This is a genomic window from Micromonospora sp. CNZ322, from assembly GCF_007827755.1.
This window is the reverse complement of the sequence record NZ_VITD01000004.1, coordinates 262,086-283,556: the sequence shown is the minus strand read 5'-3', so window position 1 is coordinate 283,556 and position 21,471 is coordinate 262,086. Positions and strand designations below refer to the sequence as shown.

General features: G+C 71.5%; 25 protein-coding genes. 12 read left to right on the top strand and 13 right to left on the bottom strand.

All coding sequences use genetic code 11. The features are described from left to right. Positions 1-66: 66 nt before the first annotated feature. The 4 genes from FB453_RS12700 to FB453_RS12685 are packed head-to-tail and all read left to right on the top strand — an operon-like array spanning position 67 to position 4,325. Positions 67-1,059 carry a carbohydrate ABC transporter permease gene (locus tag FB453_RS12700; RefSeq protein WP_145790087.1) on the top strand — a complete coding sequence of 331 codons (993 nt, stop codon included), beginning with the start codon at positions 67-69 and terminating at the stop codon, positions 1,057-1,059. Next, entirely contained in the window at positions 1,056-1,889 is an 834-nt protein-coding gene (locus tag FB453_RS12695; protein ID WP_112699824.1) for a carbohydrate ABC transporter permease, read from the top strand. Before FB453_RS12700 ends, FB453_RS12695 begins: the two co-directional genes overlap by 4 nt. Then, positions 1,886-3,298, top strand: a complete 1,413-nt coding sequence (locus FB453_RS12690; protein WP_145790085.1) for a GH1 family beta-glucosidase — start codon at positions 1,886-1,888, stop codon at positions 3,296-3,298. The genes FB453_RS12695 and FB453_RS12690 overlap by 4 nt, the downstream gene beginning before the upstream one ends. A 19-nt stretch (positions 3,299-3,317) precedes the next feature. After that, complete coding sequence (locus FB453_RS12685; protein WP_145790082.1) at positions 3,318-4,325, top strand: LacI family DNA-binding transcriptional regulator; 1,008 nt, start codon at positions 3,318-3,320, stop codon at positions 4,323-4,325. A gap of 74 nt (positions 4,326-4,399) precedes the next feature. Here the strand turns inward: FB453_RS12685 and FB453_RS12680 are convergent, their stop codons facing one another. Continuing rightward, a complete protein-coding gene (locus FB453_RS12680) occupies positions 4,400-5,086 on the bottom strand; it encodes a hypothetical protein (RefSeq protein WP_145790080.1) in 687 nt (228 codons plus the stop codon). Positions 5,087-5,205: 119 nt separating this feature from the next. Here FB453_RS12680 and FB453_RS12675 point away from each other — a divergent pair, with 119 nt between their 5' ends. Further along, positions 5,206-5,619: a RidA family protein gene (locus FB453_RS12675; RefSeq protein ID WP_145790078.1), complete on the top strand. Its 414-nt coding sequence runs from the start codon at positions 5,206-5,208 to the stop codon at positions 5,617-5,619. Position 5,620: 1 nt separating this feature from the next. Then, positions 5,621-6,517: a GNAT family N-acetyltransferase gene (locus FB453_RS12670; protein WP_145790075.1), complete on the top strand. Its 897-nt coding sequence runs from the start codon at positions 5,621-5,623 to the stop codon at positions 6,515-6,517. A 183-nt stretch (positions 6,518-6,700) separates the two neighbouring features. Here the strand turns inward: FB453_RS12670 and FB453_RS12665 are convergent, their stop codons facing one another. After that, positions 6,701-7,222, bottom strand: coding sequence for an O-acetyl-ADP-ribose deacetylase (locus FB453_RS12665; protein ID WP_145790073.1), 522 nt, complete (start codon positions 7,220-7,222; stop codon positions 6,701-6,703). A gap of 1 nt (position 7,223) precedes the next feature. Beyond that, positions 7,224-8,015, bottom strand: a complete 792-nt coding sequence (locus FB453_RS12660) for an EI24 domain-containing protein (protein WP_145790070.1) — start codon at positions 8,013-8,015, stop codon at positions 7,224-7,226. Between the two features lie 200 nt (positions 8,016-8,215). Here FB453_RS12660 and FB453_RS12655 point away from each other — a divergent pair, with 200 nt between their 5' ends. Genes FB453_RS12655 through FB453_RS12635 form a run of 5 tightly spaced genes read left to right on the top strand, consistent with a single transcriptional unit; the run spans position 8,216 to position 12,781 of the window. Beyond that, on the top strand, positions 8,216-9,124 hold the full coding sequence (locus tag FB453_RS12655; protein ID WP_145790068.1) for an ABC transporter ATP-binding protein: 909 nt from the start codon (positions 8,216-8,218) through the stop codon (positions 9,122-9,124). A 12-nt stretch (positions 9,125-9,136) separates the two neighbouring features. Beyond that, the gene (locus FB453_RS12650; RefSeq protein ID WP_145790066.1) at positions 9,137-9,871 is read left to right on the top strand and encodes an ABC transporter permease; all 735 of its coding nucleotides are present in this window, start codon (positions 9,137-9,139) and stop codon (positions 9,869-9,871) included. A gap of 11 nt (positions 9,872-9,882) precedes the next feature. Next, on the top strand, positions 9,883-11,151 hold the full coding sequence (locus FB453_RS12645; protein WP_186718239.1) for a sensor histidine kinase: 1,269 nt from the start codon (positions 9,883-9,885) through the stop codon (positions 11,149-11,151). Further along, positions 11,148-11,789 (top strand): response regulator transcription factor, encoded by a 642-nt coding sequence (locus tag FB453_RS12640; RefSeq protein WP_145790062.1) that lies wholly within the window; start codon positions 11,148-11,150, stop codon positions 11,787-11,789. Before FB453_RS12645 ends, FB453_RS12640 begins: the two co-directional genes overlap by 4 nt. A gap of 23 nt (positions 11,790-11,812) precedes the next feature. After that, positions 11,813-12,781 (top strand): helix-turn-helix transcriptional regulator, encoded by a 969-nt coding sequence (locus FB453_RS12635; protein WP_145790059.1) that lies wholly within the window; start codon positions 11,813-11,815, stop codon positions 12,779-12,781. Here the strand turns inward: FB453_RS12635 and FB453_RS12630 are convergent. The 6 genes from FB453_RS12630 to FB453_RS12605 all read right to left on the bottom strand — a co-directional run bounded on the left by FB453_RS12630 (position 12,772) and on the right by FB453_RS12605 (position 16,968). Beyond that, positions 12,772-13,686, bottom strand: a complete 915-nt coding sequence (locus FB453_RS12630) for an SDR family oxidoreductase (protein WP_145790057.1) — start codon at positions 13,684-13,686, stop codon at positions 12,772-12,774. The two genes, FB453_RS12635 and FB453_RS12630, sit on opposite strands and share 10 nt — an antisense overlap. Before the next feature lie 55 nt (positions 13,687-13,741). Then, a complete protein-coding gene (locus FB453_RS12625; RefSeq protein ID WP_145790055.1) occupies positions 13,742-14,479 on the bottom strand; it encodes an alanyl-tRNA editing protein in 738 nt (245 codons plus the stop codon). 11 nt (positions 14,480-14,490) lie between these two features. Then, entirely contained in the window at positions 14,491-15,378 is an 888-nt protein-coding gene (locus tag FB453_RS12620; protein WP_091402823.1) for an alpha/beta fold hydrolase, read from the bottom strand. Then, the gene (locus FB453_RS12615; protein WP_030327754.1) at positions 15,375-15,689 is read right to left on the bottom strand and encodes a DUF2516 family protein; all 315 of its coding nucleotides are present in this window, start codon (positions 15,687-15,689) and stop codon (positions 15,375-15,377) included. The genes FB453_RS12620 and FB453_RS12615 overlap by 4 nt, the downstream gene beginning before the upstream one ends. A gap of 71 nt (positions 15,690-15,760) precedes the next feature. Then, positions 15,761-16,396 (bottom strand): hypothetical protein, encoded by a 636-nt coding sequence (locus FB453_RS12610; protein ID WP_091402826.1) that lies wholly within the window; start codon positions 16,394-16,396, stop codon positions 15,761-15,763. Further along, the gene (locus FB453_RS12605) at positions 16,393-16,968 is read right to left on the bottom strand and encodes a helix-turn-helix domain-containing protein (RefSeq protein WP_112622381.1); all 576 of its coding nucleotides are present in this window, start codon (positions 16,966-16,968) and stop codon (positions 16,393-16,395) included. Before FB453_RS12605 ends, FB453_RS12610 begins: the two co-directional genes overlap by 4 nt. 112 nt (positions 16,969-17,080) lie before the next feature. On the opposite strand from FB453_RS12605, the gene FB453_RS12600 reads away from it, so the two are divergent. Beyond that, on the top strand, positions 17,081-17,878 hold the full coding sequence (locus FB453_RS12600) for an alpha/beta fold hydrolase (protein WP_112733609.1): 798 nt from the start codon (positions 17,081-17,083) through the stop codon (positions 17,876-17,878). Positions 17,879-18,018: 140 nt separating this feature from the next. Here the strand turns inward: FB453_RS12600 and FB453_RS12595 are convergent, their stop codons facing one another. The 4 genes from FB453_RS12595 to FB453_RS12580 form a co-directional block, all read right to left on the bottom strand. Further along, positions 18,019-18,978: an asparaginase gene (locus FB453_RS12595; protein ID WP_112584201.1), complete on the bottom strand. Its 960-nt coding sequence runs from the start codon at positions 18,976-18,978 to the stop codon at positions 18,019-18,021. Positions 18,979-19,072: 94 nt separating this feature from the next. Beyond that, a complete protein-coding gene (locus FB453_RS12590) occupies positions 19,073-19,900 on the bottom strand; it encodes a beta-keto acid cleavage family enzyme (RefSeq protein ID WP_145790053.1) in 828 nt (275 codons plus the stop codon). 23 nt (positions 19,901-19,923) lie between these two features. Then, the gene (gene ygfZ, locus FB453_RS12585) at positions 19,924-21,036 is read right to left on the bottom strand and encodes a CAF17-like 4Fe-4S cluster assembly/insertion protein YgfZ (RefSeq protein WP_145790051.1); all 1,113 of its coding nucleotides are present in this window, start codon (positions 21,034-21,036) and stop codon (positions 19,924-19,926) included. Next, complete coding sequence (locus tag FB453_RS12580) at positions 21,033-21,461, bottom strand: Fur family transcriptional regulator (protein WP_091402843.1); 429 nt, start codon at positions 21,459-21,461, stop codon at positions 21,033-21,035. Before FB453_RS12580 ends, ygfZ begins: the two co-directional genes overlap by 4 nt. Between the last annotated feature and the right edge of the window lie 10 nt (positions 21,462-21,471).

The following is a 21,471-nucleotide window of genomic DNA, read 5'->3' as shown; positions in this document are numbered from 1 at the left end:
AGCGAGCGTGCGGGCGGGCCTCGGAAGCAGAGGTCCCGCCCGCACGACGGAAAGGAGTCCTCGGGCATGACCGTCCAGCTCGACGCCCGTCCGCCGGCCACACCGGCAAGCGGTAACCCCCGCCAATCCTCGGGTCGGCTCAGTCGATTCGACACCCGCTTCTCGCCGTACCTCTACATCGCCCCGTTCTTCCTGATCTTCGGCATCTTCGGGGCGTACCCGCTGGCTTACACCTTCTGGGTGTCGCTGCACGACTGGGACCTGCTCGGCGCCGACCACCCCTTCGTCGGGGCGGAGAACTACACCCGGCTGCTCGCCGACACCGACTTCTGGCACGCGCTTGTCAACACGCTGGGCATCTTCGTGATCTCCACGGTGCCGCAGTTGCTCGCCGCGCTCTGGCTGGCCAACCTGCTCAACCGCGGCCTGCGGGCACGCACCGGTTGGCGGATGGCGGTGCTCGTCCCCAACGTCACGTCCACCGCCGCGGTGGCGATCGTGTTCGGGGTGCTCTTCGGCCGCGAGTTCGGCATGATCAACTGGCTGCTCGACCTGGTCGGGATGGATCCGATCGGCTGGAAGTCCAACCGGCTGGCCTCCTGGGTGGCCATCTCCGCCATGGTCGACTGGCGGTGGACCGGCTACAACGCGCTGATCCTGCTGGCCGCCATGCAGGCCATCCCCCGCGACCTGTACGAGGCGGCGGCGATCGACGGCGCCAACCGGGCCCGACAGTTCTGGTCGGTCACCGTGCCGCTACTCAAACCGACGATCATCTTCTGCACCATCATCGCCACCATCGGCGGCCTGCAACTCTTCACCGAGCCCCGGATGTTCCACTCCGGCACCAACCCGATCCGGGGCGGACCGCTGCGCGAGTCGCAGACCCTGACCATGTACATGTTCGAGAACGCCTTCGCCCCGCACTACAACTTCGGGTACGGCTCGGCCGTGGCCTGGCTGCTCTTCGCGCTCATCGCGATCGTCGCGGCGGTCAACGTTCTGATCCTGCGCCGACTCGGCGGCGGGAACCGACCGCAGAAGGGAGCGGCGCGATGAGCCGGCTCTGGCGGGCCAGCCCGCTCACCTACCTCGCCCTGGTCGTCGCCGCCGGCCTGTCGGTCTTCCCGATCTGGTGGATGTTCGTCGTCGCCAGCCGCAGCAACGACGCGATGGGCCAACTGCCACCCCCGGTCACTCCCGGCGGCAACCTGGGCGCGAACATCGCCCGCCTGTTCGACAACACCGACGCGTACTTCCTGACCGGCCTGATCAACTCGGCGATCGTGGCCACCACGGTAACCGTCTCCGTGGTGTTCTTCTCCAGCCTGGCCGGGTTCGCCTTCGCCAAGCTCAGGTTCCGTGGCCGCAACGCCATGCTGCTGGTGATCATCGCGACCATGATGGTGCCGACGCAGCTCGGCGTGATCCCGCTCTACCTGCTCATGACCAAGCTGCACTGGAACGACCGGCTGCCCGCGGTCATCGTCCCCGTGCTGGTCACCGGGTTCGGGGTGTTCATGATGCGGCAGTACGCCGGCCAGGCCATCAGCGACGAACTGATCGAGGCCGCCCGGATGGACGGCTGTGGCACCGCCCGGATCTGGTGGCACGTCGTGGTGCCCGCCCTGCGTCCCGCCGCCGCAGTCCTCGGTCTGCTCACCTTCATGACCACCTGGAACGACTTCCTCTGGCCGTACGCTGTATTGAACGATCCGGCGAATCCGACAGTGCAGCTGTCCCTACGAGCACTGTCGGACGGGTATTACCAGGACATGTCGCAGGTGTTCACCGGAACGGCCATCGCGACGCTGCCCCTGCTACTGGTCTTCGTGTTGTTCGGCCGGCAGATCATCGGCGGAATCATGGAAGGTGCGGTCAAGGCGTGAACGAGCGGAGCGAGCCAACCAACCGGTCCAGCAACGAGATCCGGTTTCCCGAACACTTCCTCTGGGGGGCGGCCACCGCCGCGTACCAGATTGAGGGTGCGGCCCGCGACGACGGTCGCGGTCCGTCCATCTGGGACACCTTCAGCCGTACGCCGGGCAAGGTTTACCAGGGCCACACCGGCGACGTCGCCTGCGACCACTACCACCGGTACGCCGACGACGTGGCGCTGATGGCCGAGCTGGGCCTGCGGGCGTACCGGTTCTCGGTCGCCTGGCCGCGAATCCAACCCGACGGCACCGGCCCGGCCAACCCCCGTGGGCTGGACTTCTACGATCGGCTCACCGACACGCTGCTCGACCGGGGAATCGACCCGATCGTCACCCTCTACCACTGGGATCTGCCGCAGGCCCTGGGTGACCGGGGTGGCTGGACCAACCGGGACACCGCCGAACACTTCGCCACCTACGCCACCGCGGTGTACGCCCGCCTCGGCGACCGGATCGACGTGTGGACCACGCTCAACGAGCCGTGGTGCTCGGCCTACCTCGGTTACGCCAACGGCCTGCACGCTCCGGGCGAGCAGGATCCGGCGGCGGCCTTCACCGCCGTACACCATCTGCTGTTGGGGCACGGCCTGGCGGCGCGGGCGTTGCGGGCGGCCGGCGCGCGCAGCGTGGGCATCACAGTCAACCCGGCCGACGTACGCCCGGCCGACCCGCAGAGCGCGGCCGACGCCGCCGCGGTCCGCCTGGTCGACGGCCTACACAACCGGATCTTCCTCGACCCGCTGCTGGCCGGCGGCTACCCGGACGACGTCCGGGAGCACGTGGCCCGGATCGTCGAACCGACGTTCATCCGCGACGGCGACGAGAAGGTGATCGCCGCCCCGATCGACCTGCTCGGCATCAACTACTACGCCCCGAGTTACGTGGCCGGTCGGCCCGACGGCGCCGGCAACGGCGCGTATCCGGGCACCGAGGGCGCTGTGCACTTCCTGCCGCCGGCCGGACCGCTCACCGACATGGGTTGGATGATCGAACCGGCCGGGCTCACCCGGCTGCTGGAGCGGATCGCCGCCGACTACCCCGGAGTGCCGCTGCTGATCACCGAGAACGGTGCGGCGTTCCCCGACAAGCCCGGCGCCGACTCGCCCGACGGGCCGACGCAGGTGATCGACGCCGATCGCATCGCCTACCTCGACGGGCATCTCCGTGCGGCGCACGAGGCGATCTCCCGGGGCGTGGACCTGCGCGGTTATCTCGTATGGTCATTCCTGGACAACTTCGAGTGGGCGGAGGGTTACCGCAAGCGGTTCGGGATCGTGCACGTCGACTACCTGACCCAGCGGCGCACACCGAAGGCCAGCGCCCGGTGGTACCAGGAGGTGATCTCCCGGAACGGGCTGTGACGAGCGGGGGGAAAGCGCGATGACGACGGCGCAGCGGCCGACGCTCGAAGCGGTGGCAGCGCGGGCCGGAGTGTCCCGCGCCACTGTTTCCCGGGTGGTCAACGGCTCCACCACCGTTGCCGAACCGATCCGCGAGGCGGTCGCCCGGGCGGTCGCCGAGCTGGGGTACGTCCCCAACCTGGCGGCCCGCAGCCTGGTCACCCAGCGCACCGACTCGATCGCCCTGGTCATGCCGGAGGCGGCCACCCGGGTCTTCTCCGACGACCAGGTCTTCCCCGGCATCATCCGGGGCGTCAGCCAGGAGCTGGAGGCGGCCGACAAGCAACTGGTGCTGATGCTCGCCGGCTCGCCGGCCGGGCACCACCGGGTCGAGCGGTACACCACCGGCCGGCACGTCGACGGCGTGCTCTTCGCGTCGCTGCACGGTGCCGACCCGCTGCCCGGCACGCTTGCCCGACTCGGCATCCCGGTGGTGGTCAGCGGCCGCCCGCTCGGCGACGTGCCCGTCCCGTACGTCGACGTCGACCACGTGGCCGGGGTGACCGCGGCCGTCCGGCACATGATCGACAGCGGTCGTCGACGGATCGCGACCATCGCCGGGCCACAGGACATGGTCGCCGGGATCGAACGGCTCAGCGGTTACCGCAGCACTGTCGCCGACGCGGGGCTGCCCGAGCTGATCGCCATCGGTGACTTCACCCGGGAATCCGGGTCGGCGGCGATGCGCCGCCTGCTCGCCGAGCATCCCGACCTCGACGGCGTCTTCGCCGCCTCCGACCTGATGGCGCACGCCGCCCTGCGGACGCTGCGCGAGGCAGGTCGGCGGGTGCCCGACGACGTGGCGGTGGTCGGCTTCGACGACATCGAGACCGCCGCCTACACCGAGCCGCCGCTGACCACCGTCCGGCAGCCGATCGTGGAACTCGGCCGCCGGATGACCCGCCAACTGCTCCGGCTGGCCGCCGGGGAGAGCATCGAGCAGGCGGTCATGCTCCCCACCGAGCTGATCCGCCGCGCCTCGGCGTAGCCGGGGGCCCTCCTCTACGAGGAGAGCCCCCGGGACCCGCTAGCAGTTCCGGGTCCGATGCCCGTGCTGGCCGATCAGCCTTCCGCGTCCCGGCGGCGGCGCACCGCGATCAACGTGGCGCCGAGCGCCACCGCACCGATGCCGAGGATGGCCATCGGAATCAACCCACTGCCCGCCGACGTACCGGTGATCGGCAGGTGGCTCTTCGTCGGGGTCGCCGTGGGCGGCGTGGTGGGCGGCGGCGTGGTGGGCGGCGGCGTGGTGGGCGGCGGCGTGGTGGGTTGACCGCTGGCGGCACAGGTATGGGTCAGCACGAAGAACTCCGCCGTACCGGTGATCACCGCGGTGGCGTCGGTCAGTGTCCAGCCGGCGGGCAGCCGGATCCACGCCTTGCTGGTGCCCATGTCGTTGACGATCGCCCCACCGTCGGTGGGGATCGTCCGGGTCACGGTGCCGTCGTTCGGGATGCTCCAGGTGCCGGTGACCGTGACGAACTGACCGGAGGTCGCCGGGTTGCCCGGCAGGTTGAACACCCACACGTCCTGGTCCGGGAACGGCCCACCGCCGAGGTTCGGGTCGCAGTTCTGAGTGAACGCGGCCGCGGTGGTGGGCACGTTGCCCGGGTTGATGTCGATGTTGCTGACCTGAGGCGGTGGCTGGGTCGGATCGGTCGGCTGGGCGAGCGCCGCGCCTGCCGTCCCGACCAGGATCGCGCCAGCTGTGGCACCGGTAGCGACGAGTTTGACGAGTAGTCCTCTCACATTTCCCCTGGTCTGCTTCGCGTCACTCGCAGACCTGTTCATTGCTTTTTCCGCCGCCAGCGCAGGTGTGCAGCGTTAATTCGTCGACCGGGAGCCCGATCGTCATTAGCCTCGCCGACATGCCGGATCATGTCGCGCTTCTGCACGTCCCCGCCCTGTCCGATGTCGCCGAGTACGCGTACGCGGCCACCGTCGAGTCGCCTGCCGGGTTGGTGTTCACCGCCGGGGCGTGCCCGCTGGACGCCGAGGGGCGCACCGTCGCGCCGGGCGATCACGCCGGGCAGGCCCGGCAGGTGATGACGAACCTGGAGACCGCTCTCGACGCGGCCGGCGCGCGGCTGACCGACGTCGTCAAGACCACTGTCTACGTGGCGTCGTCGCAGCAGAAGGACCTGGTGACCGTCTGGGAGGTGGTGCGGGACTTCTTCGGCGACCATGATCCGCCCAGCACGTTGCTCGGGGTGGCCGTGCTCGGCTACACCGACCAGCTCGTCGAGGTCGAGGCCGTCGCCGCCGTACGGATGGGGGCCTGACATGCGTATTCGGGTGGCGCAGCCGGACGACGCTGCGGGCGTGGTGGCCCTGCGGGCGATCGTCTACCCGTACCAGGTGCGGGGGGTCGAGTCGACCCGGAAAATGATCGCCGAACCGGTACCGGGCAGGGACTGGGTCGCCTTCGTGGCCGAGGTCGATGCCCAGGTCGTCGGTTGGGTGACGGCCCAACGCAACGCCTCGACCTCGACGGCGAACTTCGGTGACATCACCCTCCTGCACGTCCACCCCGAGCACCGGCGGCGCGGCATCGGCACCGCGCTGCTGACGACCGCGACCGGTCACCTCGCCCCGCTGGGGGTCCGCCGGCTCCGCGCCTTCGCCCAGCCGGACGCGCTGCCGTTCGCCCGTCGGCACGGCTACGAGCCCAGTCGCGAGCTGCGCTTCTCTGCGCTCGAATTGAATCCGGCACCCGCGCTGCCCGACCCGCCCCCGGGCGTACGGCTGCTCCCGATCTCCGACCTCGACCCGCACCGGCTGTACGCGGCCGACGTGGCCGCAGCCGCCGACGAGCCGGGCGACGTGCCGGTCGACTCGATCAGCTACGAGAGCTGGCAGTACGACGTCTGGGACAACCTCGGTCTGGACAAGACGGCGAGCATCGCCGCCGAAGTCGATGGTGAGGTCGCCGCCTTCAGCCTGGTGAAGCGGGACGGGGACCGGATGTGGTCGGACTTCACCGGCAGTCTCCCGGCGTACCGGGGGCGGGGCCTCGCCCGGCTCACCAAGACGGCCGCGCTGCACCGGGCCGCCGCGAACGGTGTGCGCGTCGCGTACACCTCGAACGACGAGGCGAACGGGCCGATGCTCGCGATCAACACCCGGTTGGGCTACCGCCCGGTGGCAGCCGAGTGGAGCTGCCTGGCCGACCTGACCTGACCGCCAACCACCCCTGGGCCTCCGCGTCCGGCGGGGCGGTGTCGCTCCGGTGAGCGATATACCTCTGAGGCATAGATATGACTCTCAGGCATACGGCTCACCAGCGACACTCCCACCTGAGCGGGTATCGAGGCAGCTACTACCGCCGCCGATGATCAAGCTGGAGGCTCGCCGACCCAGCCCCTAGGTGACGGGGTTGTCGAAGACCTGGCGGGCGACGGCGTGGGTGTCGGCGCCGAAGAGCACCAGCCGGGCCTCGGTGACGGTGGCCGGGGTGGCCGCGCGCAGCACCGCCAGCGCCTGACCGACCGCGTCGTCGACCGGCCACCCGTAGATACCGGCGGAGATCAGCGGAAAGGCCACCGTGGCCGCGCCCACCTCGTCGGCCACCGCGAGGCTGTTGGCGTAGCAGTCGCGCAACAGCGCCGACCGGTCCTCGCTGGCCGACCAGACCGGCCCGACGGTGTGGATCACCCAGCGGGCCGGTAGCTCCCCGGCCGTGGTCGCCACCGCCTGACCGGTGGGCAGACCCCTGCCGTAGCGGGACGCACGCAGCGCCCGGCACTCGGCCAGGATCGCCGGCCCGCCGCGCCGGTGGATGGCACCGTCGACCCCACCGCCGCCGAGCAGGGACGAGTTCGCGGCGTTCACGACGGCGTCCACCCGCTGGGCGGTGATGTCCCCCTCGACCAGGGTGATCTCCATGTCAGCTCTCCTCGATCGGCTGGCCCATCGAGCGACGGGCCAGCAGCGTGGCACCGGCGACCGCGGCCGGCATGATCAGCACGGCGCCGAGCGGAATCAGGAAGCAGAGGAAGACGGCCACTCCGAAGCCGAGCGCTGTGGGTCGGTCGGCCTTCAGGATCGTCCGGCGCTGCGGCAGCCGCATCCCCCGTCGGTAGAAGGGTGCACCGACCAACTCCACGGCGAGGAACCACCCACCCACGGCCGCCCCGATGACCGGGACGACCGTCTGGCCGACCACCGGGATGAAGCCGGCGACGAAGAGCGGGATGCCGACCAGCGCCGTGAGCGCCACCAGGCGTACCGAGTCGGCGAGGCTGCGGCGCAGCGACGACCAGAAGGGCACGTCCACCGCGCCCGGCGTGCCGCCGTACCGCTGCTCGACCTGCTCGGAGATCTTCTCGTAGAACGGGTCGCCGATGACCAGGGTGACAGCGGTGAAGGCGAGCACGCCAAGCAGGCCGCCGAGCCCCAGGAAGGCCAGCCCAGCGATCACCCGGACCAGGCTGCGGCCGGTGCTCGACCAGTCGTCGGCGAACGGGGTGACGAGCGCGGCGAGGTCGTCCACGAAGTACACGAGCGTGGCGAGCGCGGCCAGGAAGAGCACGCCGGAGATCAGCGCCGGCACGATGCCGAGCAGCATCAGCCCCGGGCTGCGGACGTAGAGGCCCAACCCACGCAGGAGCAGCCCCGCCCCGGCGAGGAAGCGTCCGACGACCCCGGTCACCGGGCTGGCGATTCTGCTGGCATCCACGATCGAGCAGCCTAACCAGCCGTGCTCGCATCCGCCGGGCGGAGCGCTAGCAGCGACTTACCACGTACACATCAACCGGTTGACGGACGGCAGTGATCCACCGGGGACGCCGAGGTTCGTCGCCGACCGGTCGATTCGCCGGCGAGCCACCCCGACAACCCTTGAAGGGTACGAAGTCAGCGGCGGCGGAAGGCGGCACGATGTCGGTCATCGAGGTGACCCACCTGAAGAAGCGGTACGGCGACCTGGTGGCGGTGGACGACGTGTCGCTCGCCGTGGAGGCCGGAGAGATCTTCGGCGTCCTCGGTCCGAACGGCGCTGGCAAGACCACCACCGTGGAGTGTGTCGCCGGGCTGCGTGTCCCAGACGGGGGTGGGGTGTCGGTCCTCGGGCTCGACCCCCGCCGGGACGCGGCCCAGCTACGCCAGCGGGTCGGGGTGCAACTCCAGGAGAGTCAACTGCCGGACCGGTTGCGGGTGGCCGAGGCACTGGAGCTGTACGCCTCGTTCTACCGCAACCCGGCCGACCCCGACGAGCTGATCGACAAGCTGGGCCTCGGCGACAAGCGGAACACCGCGTACAAGAAGCTCTCCGGCGGTCAGAAGCAGCGGCTCTCCATCGCGCTGGCCCTGGTGGGTAACCCGGAGATCGCCATCCTCGACGAGCTGACCACCGGGCTGGACCCGCAGGCCCGCCGGGACACCTGGGGCCTCATCGAACAGGTCCGCGACAGCGGGGTGACGATCGTGCTGGTCACCCACTTCATGGAGGAGGCCGAGCGGCTCTGCGACCGGGTCGCGGTGATCGACCGGGGTCGGGTGGTCGCCCTGGACAGCCCGGCGGGCCTGGTGTCGACGGTGGCTCCGGAGCAGCGGATCCGGTTCCGGCCCTCGGCTCCGGTCGACGACCGGCTCCTCACCGATCTGCCCGAGGTGTCCGCCGTGCAGCGAACCGGCAGCCAGGTGGTGGTGACCGGCACCGGTGAGTTGCTGCACGCGGTCACCTCGGTGTTCGCCCGCCACCAGATCGTCGCCGCGGACCTGCGGCTGGAGCAGTCCACCCTCGACGACGCCTTCGTCGAGCTGACCGGGCACCGGCCCGCCAACTGAGAGGGAGCCAGCATGCACGCCTTCCGCAACATCCTGAGAACCGAGGCGCGCCTCTACCTGCGAGACCTGCCGACGCTTCTCACCACGATCGGGCTGCCCACACTGATCCTGGTGGTGCTGGGGCTGATCCCCTCGCTTCGCAAGCCGGATCCGACCTTCGACGGGCAGACCTTCGTCAGCTATTTCGCCCCGTCGCTGCTGGTGGTCACCCTCGCCATGGTCGGGGTGAACACCCTGCCTTCGGTGCTCGCCACCTACCGGGAACGCGGCGTACTGCGTCGGCTGGCGACCACCCCGGCGCACCCGGCGGCCCTGCTCGCCGCCCAACTGGTGCTGGCCCTGGCCGGGATTCTGGCCAGCGCGCTGCTGCTCATCGTGGTCGCCCGGCTGGCGTTCGGGGTGCCGTTCCCCCGGCACCCGCTCGGCTTCACGCTGGCGTTCATCCTCGGCACGGCCGCCCTGCTGTCGCTCGGCCTGCTGGTCGCCGCCGTGGCCCGGACGCCGAAGGCGGCACAGGCCCTGGCCGTGCCGCTGTTCCTGGTCACCATGTTCTTCGGCGGGGTCTACCTGCCCCGGTTCCTGCTCCCGGACGTCGTGGCGCGGATCGGCGACTACACGCCGCCCGGGGTGCAGGCGCTCCTCGACGCCTGGACCGGCACGTCGCCGCAACCGCTGCACCTGGCGATAATGGCGGTGATCGCCGTGTCGGCCGGCGCCGGCGCGGCGAAACTGTTCCGCTGGGAGTGAGCGGAGATGCGATGACCTGCAACGGTGGGCACGACCGTCTGACCAGTTGGCGAGAGCGCGAGGCGGCCCTCTATCGCGTGCTCCCCTTCGGGGGTCTGACCCTGGGCACCCTGCTGGCCCTCGTCGCACCGGCACCCCAGCACCTCGGGGCGCTGCCCACCCTCGCCGTCGCCGTGGCGGCCGGATGCTGGGTCGCCTGGTTCGTCACAGTGCACCCCGGCTGGCAGAGCCGGCGCACGCTGATGGCTGTCTACTACGCCGGCCTGCTCACGTTCGCCGCCGCGCTGGTGGCCGCCAGCCCGTGGTACGGCTTTTTCGCCTGGATCGGCTACATCCACGCCTTTCCGGTGCTGCCCGGGCGCTGGCGGGTCGTCGGCGTGGTCACCACGGCCACCCTCGTCGCCACATCTCAGGGCGGTGGTCTGTCGGTGGCGGTGTCGCACTGGCCGCTCTGGCTGGTGCTGGTGCTGTTCAATCTGGTGGTCGCCGGCTCGGTGACCTGGTTCGCAATGATCGCCGAACAGGAGGACGCCAAACGCAAGCGATTGGTGGCGGAACTCGGCGACGCCAACCGCCAACTCACCGAGACGGCCAGTGAGAACGCCGGGCTGCACGCCCAACTACTCACCCAGGCCCGGGAGGCCGGCGTGCTGGACGAACGGCAACGGATGGCGCGCGAGATCCACGACACCCTGGCGCAGGGGTTGACCGGCATCATCACCCAGTTGGAGGCGGCCGAGCAGACCCGCGACCGGTCCGCCGACTGGCGCCGCCACGTCGACAACGCGCTCGCCCTGGCCCGGGAGAGCCTCACCGAGGCCCGCCGTTCGGTACAGGCGGTCCGTCCGGAACCGTTGGAGACGGCCCGGCTACCGGACGCCCTCGTCGAGCTGGGCGGACGCTGGTCGGCCCTGAACGGGGTACGGGCCGACGTGGCCACCACCGGCACGCCCCGCCCACTGCACCCGGAGGTCGAGGTGACCCTGCTACGGGCCGCCCAGGAGGCGCTGTCCAACGTGGCCCGGCACGCCGCCGCGTCACGGGTCGGGCTGACCCTGTCGTACATGGCGGACGTGGTGACGCTTGACGTCCGTGACGACGGGGCGGGCTTCGACCTCACCGACCAGCCGCTGCCCCGTGAGCCGGGCGGCGGGTACGGTCTGACCGCCATGCGGCAACGGGTGACCCGGGTCGGTGGCGAGTTGGCCGTCGAATCTGAGCCGGGCAGCGGCACCGCCATCTCGGCGTCCGTCCCCGCGCTACCCGGAGGTGCCGGTTGACCGCCCCGGTTCGACTGCTGATCGTCGACGACCATCCGGTGGTGCGGGACGGCCTGCGGGGGATGTTCACCGGCGACCCCGATTTCGAGGTGGTGGGCGAGGCGGCGGACGGCTCGGAGGCATTGGTCCTGGTCGCGACGCTGCGGCCGGACGTGGTGCTGATGGATCTGCGGATGCCCGGCATGGACGGGGTGACCGCCATCGGCAGGCTGGCTCGCGCCGGCAGCACCGCCCGGGTGCTGGTGCTCACCACCTACGACACGGACGCGGACGTGCTGCCGGCGATCGAGGCCGGCGCGACCGGTTACCTGCTCAAAGACACACCTCGGGAGGATCTGGTCCGGGCGGTCCGGGCCGCGGCCCGGGGTGAGTCGGTGCTCGCGCCGAGCGTCGCCGGCCGGCTGATGGGCCGGCTGCGCGCTCCCGCCGAGGAGCCGCTCAGTCAACGGGAACTGGAGGTGCTCACCCTGGTGGCCCGGGGTGCCTCCAACCGGGAGGCGGCGACCCGCCTGTTCATCAGCGAGGCCACCGTCAAGACGCACCTGCTGCACCTGTACGCCAAGCTGGGGGTCAACGACCGGGCTGCCGCGGTGGCCACCGCGTACGACCGGGGGTTGCTGACGCCCGGCGGGCGGTGAGCGGCACCGGGCAGGATGGGCGGGTGCGCGCGTCCCGACTGATCTCGTTGCTGTTGCTGTTGCAGTCGCGCGGGTCGATGACCGCGAGCGAGCTGGCTCAGGAGCTGGAGGTCTCCGAGCGGACCGTCTACCGGGACGTTCTGGCGCTCTCGGCGGCGGGCGTGCCGGTCTACGCAGACCGGGGGCGGGCCGGCGGTTACCGCCTGCTCGGCGGGTACCGCACCCGACTGACCGGGCTGACCCGGGACGAGGCGGAGGCGCTCTTCCTCGCCGGGCTGCCCGGGCCGGCCGGGGAGATGGGGCTCGCCGACGCGGTCGCGTCCGCCGAGCTGAAGGTGCTCGCCGCGCTGCCACCCGCCCTGCGCGACGCGCCGGCCCGTGCCGGACAGCGGTTCCACCTGGACGTACCGGGCTGGTTCCGGGAGACCGCGCCACCGGTCTGGCTGCCGGAGCTGGCCCGGGCGGTCTGGGGCGACCGGGTGGTGGAGCTGCGCTACCGACGCGGCGACCGGGAGGCGACCCGCCAGGTCCAGCCGTACGGCCTGGTGCTCAAGAGCGGGGTCTGGTATCTGGTCGGCCGGGTCGGCGACGACGTGCGCACCTACCGGGTGGACCGGGTCACCGGGGTCGAGGTGGGCGACGAGCACTTCGACCGCGACGAGGGCTTCGACCTGGCCGGGCACTGGCGCGAGCAGGCCGGGTCGTTCCTGCGGACCATGCTGCGGGCCGAGATCGCCGTCCGGCTGAGCCCCGCCGGCCTGCGCCAGCTCCGCCACCTGGTCGATGCCCCTTTCGTGTACGACGAACTGGTCGCCGCCGCCAGCCCGCCCGACGGGCAGGGCTGGGTGGTGACGCGGCTGCCCGTCGAGTCGGTCCAGGTGGCGTACCACCAACTGCTGGGGCTCGGCCCCGAGGTCGAGGTCATCGACCCACCCGAGCTGCGGCGGTTGTTCGCGGAGAGCGCCGACCGGCTCGCCGCGCTCTACCGGTAGCCGGCCACGTCCGCCGGCTTGCCCGCGTCGACCACCTCGGTGATGTAGCGGAAACCCTCGGGTTGGCTGCCGTCGAGGTCGGTGAAGCCGTACACCTTGGACAGGGTGCCGGCGTCGACGGATTCGCCGTTCCAGCGGGCCTTTTCCTCGTCGGCGGCGAGCGCGGCCACCGCCCGGCCGACGAAGGCCGGGGTCTCCGAGATGAGGAAGTTCGGGTCGGTGGCGGCACCGTCGCGCCAGTTCTCCTCGGTCACGCCGAAGTGCTCCAGCATCGCCTCGGAACGGATCCAGCCGGGGGTGAGCGCCACGGCCGTGCAGCCGTGCGGCTTCAGCTCGTGCGCCTGGCTGAAGGCGAGCCGGTTGACCGAGACCTTGGCCAGGTCGTAGAAGACCGACAGCCGGTAGTTCTCGTCGTTGTACGCCTTGGTGCCGTCGCCCATCTCCACCACCAGGCCGCCGGGCTTGCGGATCAGCAGCGGCAGGGCGAAGTGGCTGGTGATGATGTGCGTGTCGACGGCCAGTCGCAGGGTACGGAAGCCGGCGTCGAGCGGCTGCTCCCAGACCGGCTTCTCCCAGGTGACCAGTGGGTCGCCGCCCCAGATGTCGTTCACCAGCACGTCGAGTTGGCCCTGCTCGGCGTCGATCCGGGCGACCAGGTCACGGACCTGCTCGGGCACCAGGTGGTCGACCTGAACGGCGATGCCGGTGCCGCCGGCCGCGCTGACCAGCTCGGCGGTCTCCTCGATGGTCTCCGGTCGGTCCATCTCGGAGCGGCCGGCCCGGGTGCTGCGACCGGTGGCGTAGACCGTGGCACCGGCCGCGCCGAGCTGAACAGCGATCTGCCGCCCGGCACCACGGGTGGCGCCGGCGACGAGCGCGATCTTTCCTGTGAGCGGTTGTGTCATGCCTGCGACGTTGTCAGGAATACCTGACAACCGACGTCCGAATTCAGTACTTGATCTAATCGACCAGTCGGACCCGGACCCGGCGGTTGGCCCGGCCCTTGCTCTCCACCTTGACCACCTGGACCTTGCCGATCTGGGCGGTGGAGGCGACGTGGGTGCCGCCGTCGGCCTGCACGTCCAGCCCGACGATGTCGACGATCCGGACCTCCTGCTCATCCGCCGGGATGAGGTTGGACTGGGTACGGATGATGTCCGGCAGGGCCAGCGCCTCGGTGCGCGGCAGCACCCGGGTGGCGACCGAGCGGTCGGCGGCCACCTCGGCGTTGACCAGCTCCTCGATGCGGCTCTTGAAGTCCGGGGGCACCTCGGGGAGGTTGAAGTCCATCCTGGCCTCGCCCGGCTCCATGTTGCCGCCGGTGACCAGCGCGCCGAAGTCGCGGAACACCACACCGCAGAGCACGTGCAGCCCGGAGTGGGTACGCATCAGCCGGGTGCGGCGTTCGTCCTCCACAGCGCCGACGACCTCGGTGCCGACCGGCGGCAGCGGGTCACCCTCGGCGGGAATCAGGTAGGGGTCGTCGCCCTTGCGGGTGCCGACGATCCGGGTCTGCACGCCCTGCCAGAGCAGCACGCCATGGTCGGGGGGTTGACCACCGCCGCCCGGGTAGAACGCCGAACGGTCCAGCACGATGCCCTGCTCCGCATCGGAGTGCAGGACCGTGCACGTCCATTCGCGCAGTGTCGGGTCGGCAAGGTCCAGCCGGTGCGTTCGGCCGTGCTGTGTGACGCCCATGACAGGGCAGGTTACTCGTTCAGGAAGCCGGAGATGCGGTCGCGCAGATCGGCGCGTTCCGACCAGAGCACGCCGGGCCGGTCGTACACGTGCAGGGTGGCCTGGGGCAGCGCGACGGCGAGCCGCTCGGCGACCTCGACCGGGTGCAGGTCGTCGCCCGCGCAACCGATCACCAACGCCGGCGCGGTGACCGCCGTCAGGTCACCGATCTGGCGCAGCGGGGTCTGGTCGGTGAGCGTGGCCAGACCGTCGGCCAGACCGTCGCGGAGCAGTTGGTCGAGCCGTTGTCGCAGGTAGGCCCAGCCGGCCGGGGTGTTGCGCACCGCCGGGGGCAACTCCAGCGTGACGATGTCGGCGACCGCCGAGGCGTCCCCGCTCTCCACCGCCTCCAGCAGGTCGGTGACGCGCTCCCGGGCGAGCGGCCCGCGTGGCTCGTCTAGGACCGCCGGCAGGAAGAAGACCAGCTTGTCGAAACGCTCCGGGCTCTCCACGAGGAGTCGGCAGAGGGCACCCGCGCCGAGGCTGGCGCCGAAAGCCCGGCTGGCGCCGCCGAGGTCGGCGATCGCCCGTAGATCCCGGGCCAGGTCCAGGTAATCCCACGGCCCGTCCGGGGCTTCGGAGCGGCCGTGCCCGCGGAACTGGAAGAACACCTTGCGGCCGTTCACCCCACTGCCGAACGGGCGGGTGGTGGCGATGCCGTTGCCCAGCCCGTGCGCGAACACGGTGACCGGATCACCGGTGCCGGTGACCAGCCGCTCCAGCCGTACGCCGTGCGGGGTGGTGACCAGCTCGGTCTCCGGCTCCGGCAGTGCCGGCCTGCCGGTACGCGGCCCACCCGGACCGGGCCCCCAGGTGCGGGGCCCGCTGTCGGGTGGGGGCGGCCAGCGAAAACCTCTCACCAGAACCCTTTGCCGTCACTCAGGTCGCGCAGACCGACCCGTACGTCGAGCAGGTAGATGAGCGCGGCGGCGATGCCGATCAGTCCGAAGAGGCTGATCGGACCGAAACCGAGCAGGGTGAGCACCAGGCAGACCGCCAGGATGGCGATCCAGCCGCCCTTGGGCAGCGTCCCGATGGCGGGGAAGGCGTCGGAGCGCTGCGTGACGGCGTGCACCAGCGCGACACCCTGGATGATCAGCGCGAAGACGAGCAGGATCAGCTCGATCACGTAGCGGACTTCGAACGCGAAGATCGGCGCGGCGTTGGCCATGTCGGCCAGTTTATGTCCACGACCCCGGCTACGTCCGACAAGGACGCCGCCGGGGTCGTCGACCCGACGAGCTACTCGGCGGCCGGGCGGGTCCGCTTGGTGGCCCGGGGGAGCTTCGCCGACGGGGTCTCGGCCGGCTTGGCAGCCTTCGGCGCGCGGGCGACCTTCTTGACCGCAGCCGGCTTGGCCTCGGCGATCTCGGCCACGTCGGCCGGGGTCGGCGCGTCGGCGGGGGCCGCAACGGTGGGGGTGGTGGCAGCCGCGGTGGTGGCCGGCGTCACGGCCTCGGTGGCCTCGATGTCGGCGTTGACCGTCTCGGCGGCCTCCAGCACGCCGGCACCGACGACCCGCTCGCCCCGGGCGACGAGCGCGCCGTACGCGGCGAACGCGCGCTCCTGGGCGACCTGGGCGCCCGCGACCACCAGGGCGGCGTTACGGGTCGCGGCGGCGCGCAGCTTGTCGATGTCGGCCACCTCGCGCAGCTTCGCCAGGTCGGCGGTCTCGTTGGCGGTGCGCAGCGTCTCGGTGGCCTTCTGCTTCAGCTCGAAGCCGGTCAGCACTGCCCGGCCACCCAGGTCGGCGACGACCCGGGTGCTGAGGACGCCGACCACGGCCGGCAGCTTGCGCAGCTGCTCGATGGCCAGTTCACCGGCGCCGGCTGCGGCGTAGATCGGGGCGGGGATGCGGTTGGTCTTCGGCTCGCTCATGACGTCTCCTCTTCGGCCGCCTCGGCGGCCTTCTTCTTCTGGGGGATGGTGGTGCTGCCCGGGGCGGGGGCGGTGCCCGCCTCGGTGACGGCAACCGACTCGAGCACGGCCTCGGTCGGGGTGCCGCCCACGGTGGTGGGGCCGGTGGCGGCCACATTGGCCAGGTCCGCAGCCTGGCTGGCGGGCTGGTCGGCCTGCGCCGCCTCGGCTTCGGCCTGGGCCTCGGTCAGCCGGGTGTTCTCCCGGCGGAACGTCTCGTAGATCTGACTGAGCGACTGCTTCTGCGCCATCGTCAGGTCGGCGTCCACGGCGATGGCGGCGAGCACCCCGTGGCCTTCCTTGTCGTCGAGCAGGCCGGCGCGCAGGTACATCGCCGGCGTGGAGACCCGCAGCGCGCTCGCCAGTTGCTGGAGCACCTCGGCGCTGGGTTTGCGCAGGCCGCGCTCGATCTGGCTGAGGTACGGGTTGCTGACCCCCGCCTGCTCGGCGAGCTGCCGAAGCGAGATCTTGGCGTTGCGCCGCAGATCGCGGATGAACCCGCCGACGTCGGGAAGGTCCTTGGGTGTGGCCATGGCAGCGACGCTAACCGCCCGCGCTAGCTGTTGCAAGCAAAACGCTAACCATAGTTAGCAAGGTCTCAGGACCCCGTTTGCGCGCCGCTCGGCCGATCCGTACGGTCCGTCCGTGCACAAGATCACAGTCAATGGAGCAAGCATCGCGTACGACGAGGCCGGCACCGGTTCGCCCGTCGTCCTGCTGCACGCCGGAATCGCCGACCGGCGGATGTGGCGAGGACAGGTGTCCGCGCTCGCCGCCCGGCACCGGGTGATCGTCCCGGACCTGCGCGGCTACGGAGACTCGGAGCTCCCGCCGACCCCGTTCACGCACCACGACGACGTGGCCGGGCTGCTGGACGCGCTCGACCTGCCCCGGGCTGCCCTGGTCGGCTGCTCCTTCGGCGGGGCGGTCGCCATCGACACCGCGCTGGCCCACCCCGACCGGGTGAGCGCGCTCGCACTGTTCGACACGGCGGTCTCCGGCAATGAGTGGTCCGACGAGGCGAACGACCTCTGGGACGGCCTGGTCGGCGAGGTCGACCCGGACGACTTCGTCGCCGGCGCGGCCGGTGAGGTGCGGTTCTGGGTGGTCGGCCCGCGCCGCCAGCCGGAGGACGTCGACACGGAGCTGGTCGCGTTCGCGCAGGAGATGGACCAGCGTGCCCTCGCCGCCGAGCTCGCGCTCGGCGCGGTCGAGGTGGGAGAGCTGTCGCCACCGGCGATCGGTCGTCTCGGTGAGTTGAAGATCCCCGTCCTGGTCACCGCGGGCGCCGCGGACGTGCCGGACATCAGTCGGCTCGCCGACCGGATCGCCGCCGAGGTCCCCGGCGCGGTACGACTGCCCGACGTGCCGGACGCCGCGCACCTGCTGCCGCTGGAGCGTCCGGAGCCGGTCAACGCCGCACTGCTCGACTTCCTGAGCTAGCCGCCACCGCCGCCGACGGGCCTGACGTCGCGACGAGCGCTATACCTCAGAGTCATATTTATGCCTGTGAGGTATAGCGCTCGTTCCGGAGTTGGCCGCCGGGCCGGGCAGCCGGACCACCGACCGGCGGACCGGTGGTCTCACCAGAGCGGGCGGACCGCCCCGACCGGGACCCCGCCGCCGAAGAGCGGCACCTCGGCGTACTCGGTCAGCACCGGAGCGTCCACGCCGAGCCGGCGCAGCGCGGAGACCAGGACCGGCATCCGGGCCCGGTCGGCGCCGTCGTCGATCTTCAGTGCGACGGCGCCGACGCCCGGCAGCGCCACGGCGATCACGCCCTCGGCACCGACCTTGGCCAGCAGCCCCGGGACACCCCGCATCAGCCGGGTGTCGTCGGCCTGGGTGCCACCCACGATCTCCGGGTACGCCCGCATCGCGTCCGCCACCGTGCGCGGCACCGAGCCGGGCTCGGCGTCGACCAGCCGGAGGTACGCCCCGGCCAGACCGGCCAGCGAGACCGCGAGGACCGGGGCTCCGCAACCGTCGACCCCCACCGCCGCCGCCTGCTCGCCGGTGAACTCCTCGATGGCGGCCCGCAGCCGCTGCTGAAGCGGGTGCTCCGGCCGCCAGTAGCCCTCCCGGGACCAACCGGCGGCCTCGCAGGTCAGCAGCATCCCGCTGTGCTTGCCGGAGCAGTTCATCTGCACCCGGCTCGGGCCGCCACCGGCCCGGAGCACCGCCTCCCGGGCCGCGGCCCCCACCGGCAGGTCGGGCGGGCAGTGCAACGCCGACGCGTCCAACCCGGCGCGCTCCAGCAGCGCACCGACCCGGGCCAGGTGGAATTCCTCGCCGGCGTGGCTCGCCGAGACCAGCGCCACGTCGGCCGGGTCGGTCAGGGCCAGGCCGGCCCGGAGCATCCCGATCGCCTGCATCGGCTTGCTGGCCGAGCGAGGGAAGATCGGCGAGGTCACGTCCCCGGCGGACGCCACCGCGACACCGGCGGCGTCCAGCACCACCACCGAGCCGCGGTGCGCACCCTCCACGAACCCGGACCGGACCACCTCGGCGAGCGGCGCGCCGCCCTCGTACGTCTTCGTCACGCGCTGGACGGTACCGACGGTCCGGGGGTGCCCGGCGGCGGGGTGACCAGGAGGTCCACCGCCCGGGTGACAGGGGCGCGGGACAGACCCGGCCTTACAGCCCGAGCAGCTCGCGGGCCTCGGTGGTGGTCAGCGGCGGGCGCTGAGCGAGCTGGGCGAAACCCACAGCGCGGGCGACCAACTGCATGTTGGACTCCACCGGGCGGCCCTTCGCGTACGTCACCGTGTCCTCCATGCCGACCCGCAGGTGCCCGCCGGTCGACAGCGAGGCCAGCAGCACCGCGATGGTGCTCCGGCCGACGCCGGTGGCCGAGAAGGTGGTGCCCTCGGGCAGGTCCCGCAGCATCCGGTGGGCCGCGACCAGGGTCTGGGTGTTGCCCGGCATCCCGCCCGGCACTCCCATCACGAAGTCGACGTGCACGTGCCCGCCGGCCGGCAGCCCGTACTTGCCGAGCAACCGCTGCAACGCGGACAGGTGGCCGAGGTCGAAGATCTCGTACTCCGGCACGATCCCGCGTTCCTGCATCCGGGTGTGCAGGTCGACGATGAACTCCCAGCGGTTGAGGAAGACGTCCTCGCCGAAGTTGACAGTGCCCATGGTGCAGGAGGCCATGTCCGGACGGGCGTCGAGCACGGCGAGCCGGGCGGCCTCCGGGTCGGTCACCGCGCCGCCGGAGGAGAGCTGCACGATCAGGTCGGTGCTCTCCCGCAGAGCCGCCACCGTGTCGGCCAGCCGCACCGGGTCGAGCGTCGGCCTGGCCTCGTCGTCGCGGATGTGGACGTGGATCACGGCGGCGCCGAGCGCCTCGCACTCCTTGGCGGTGAGCAGCAACTCGTCGAGGGTCACCGGCAGCGCCGGCACCTCCGCCTTGGCCGACTCAGCGCCGGTCGGGGCCACCGTGATCAACGTCCCTGTCGTCATGCCGGCGATCCTAGACGGCCCGCTCAGGACGGGTCGATCGCCGCCGCGGTCTCGCCGATCAGCAACGCGGCGTCGTCCGGGACGTTCCGCTTCAGCACCGCGAGAGCGACCTGGCCCAGCTCGTGGTGCAGCACGGCGGTGCCGACGAAGCCGACCGCCCGGCCGTCGAGGGTCACCGGCGTACCGGCCACCGGCGGCTGATCGGTGGTCACCCCGTCCAGATGCAGCAGTACGAGGCGACGCGGCGGCCGGCCCATGTTGTGCACCCGCGCCACAGTCTCCTGCCCCCGGTAGCAACCCTTGTCCAGATGCACCGCCGGGGCGATCAGGTCGACCTCGGCCGGAATGGTCCGGTGGTCGGTGTCCACCCCGACCCGGGGCTGCCGGGCGGCCACCCGGATCGCCTCGTACGCCCACAGCCCCGCGACCGGCACACCGGCGCCGCGCAGCTCCGCCACCACCTGGTCCATCGCCGACCGGGGCACCAGCAGGTCCACCCCGAGCGGACCACGTCGGGCCCAGCCGCCGATCGACAGCGGTCGTACGTCGTACCGAGCGCTCGCCCGGGCTGGCACGGCACCGTGCGGGAACTTCGGACCCGGCACCGCGACCACGTCCGGTGCGGCGAGCCCGGTCACGCCGAGCGTGCCGAGCGCCTCAATGGCCGCCGGCCCGACCAGCGACAACAGCGCGCGCTCGGCCGTCGCGTCGCGGGGTTCGACCTTGCTGAAGAACCGCATCTTCTCCAGGTACGTCAGCAGGCCCTGGGTCGCACCGGGCTCGGTGTCCAGCCAGGTGGTCTCGCCGTCCTCGGCGACCATGGCGTGCTGCTCGATGTGGCCGTGCGGGGACAGCACCAGCAACTCGGTGCCCTCACCGGCGGCCAGCGCGTTCAGGTGCTGCGAGGTGACAGTGTGCAGCCAACTGGCCCGTTCTTCCCCGGGCACCGCGATGATCCCTCGATGCGACCGGTCGACCAGACCGACCTCGGTGTCGAGGGTGCGCTGCTCGCGCAGCGGGTCGCCGTAGTGCGCGGCCACCCCTCGCACCCCGGCCGCGACGTGCGCCGGATCCGGCTGGTCACGGCTGGCCTCGTCGATGCCCTCGACGGCCACCGCACCCGCGATGTCGATCATTTTTCGTCCCCGTTCTCGCAGCGTACGCAGACGCCGAAGAGTGACACGTGCCCGATGTCCACCCGGAACCCGCGCTGCGCGGCCAACTGGTCGGCGAGGGGGCGGAGCAGCTCCGGATCGATCTCGTCGATCGCGCCACACTCCCGGCAGACCAGGTGGACGTGTTGGTGTTCACCGGCGGCGTGATAGGTCGGTGAGCCGTGCGACAGGTGCGTGTGGGTGACCAGACCGAGCCGTTCCAGCAGCTCGAGCGTGCGGTAGATGGTGGTGATGTTGACGCCGGCGGCGACCTCCCGGACCGCGGTGTGCACCTGCTCCGGGGTGGCGTGGCCCAGATCGAGCACCGCCTGGAGGACGAGCTGCCGCTGGGCCGTCAGCCGCAGCCCACGGGCCCGCAGCATTTCCGCGAGGGAGGATTCGGACACCGTCCGATCA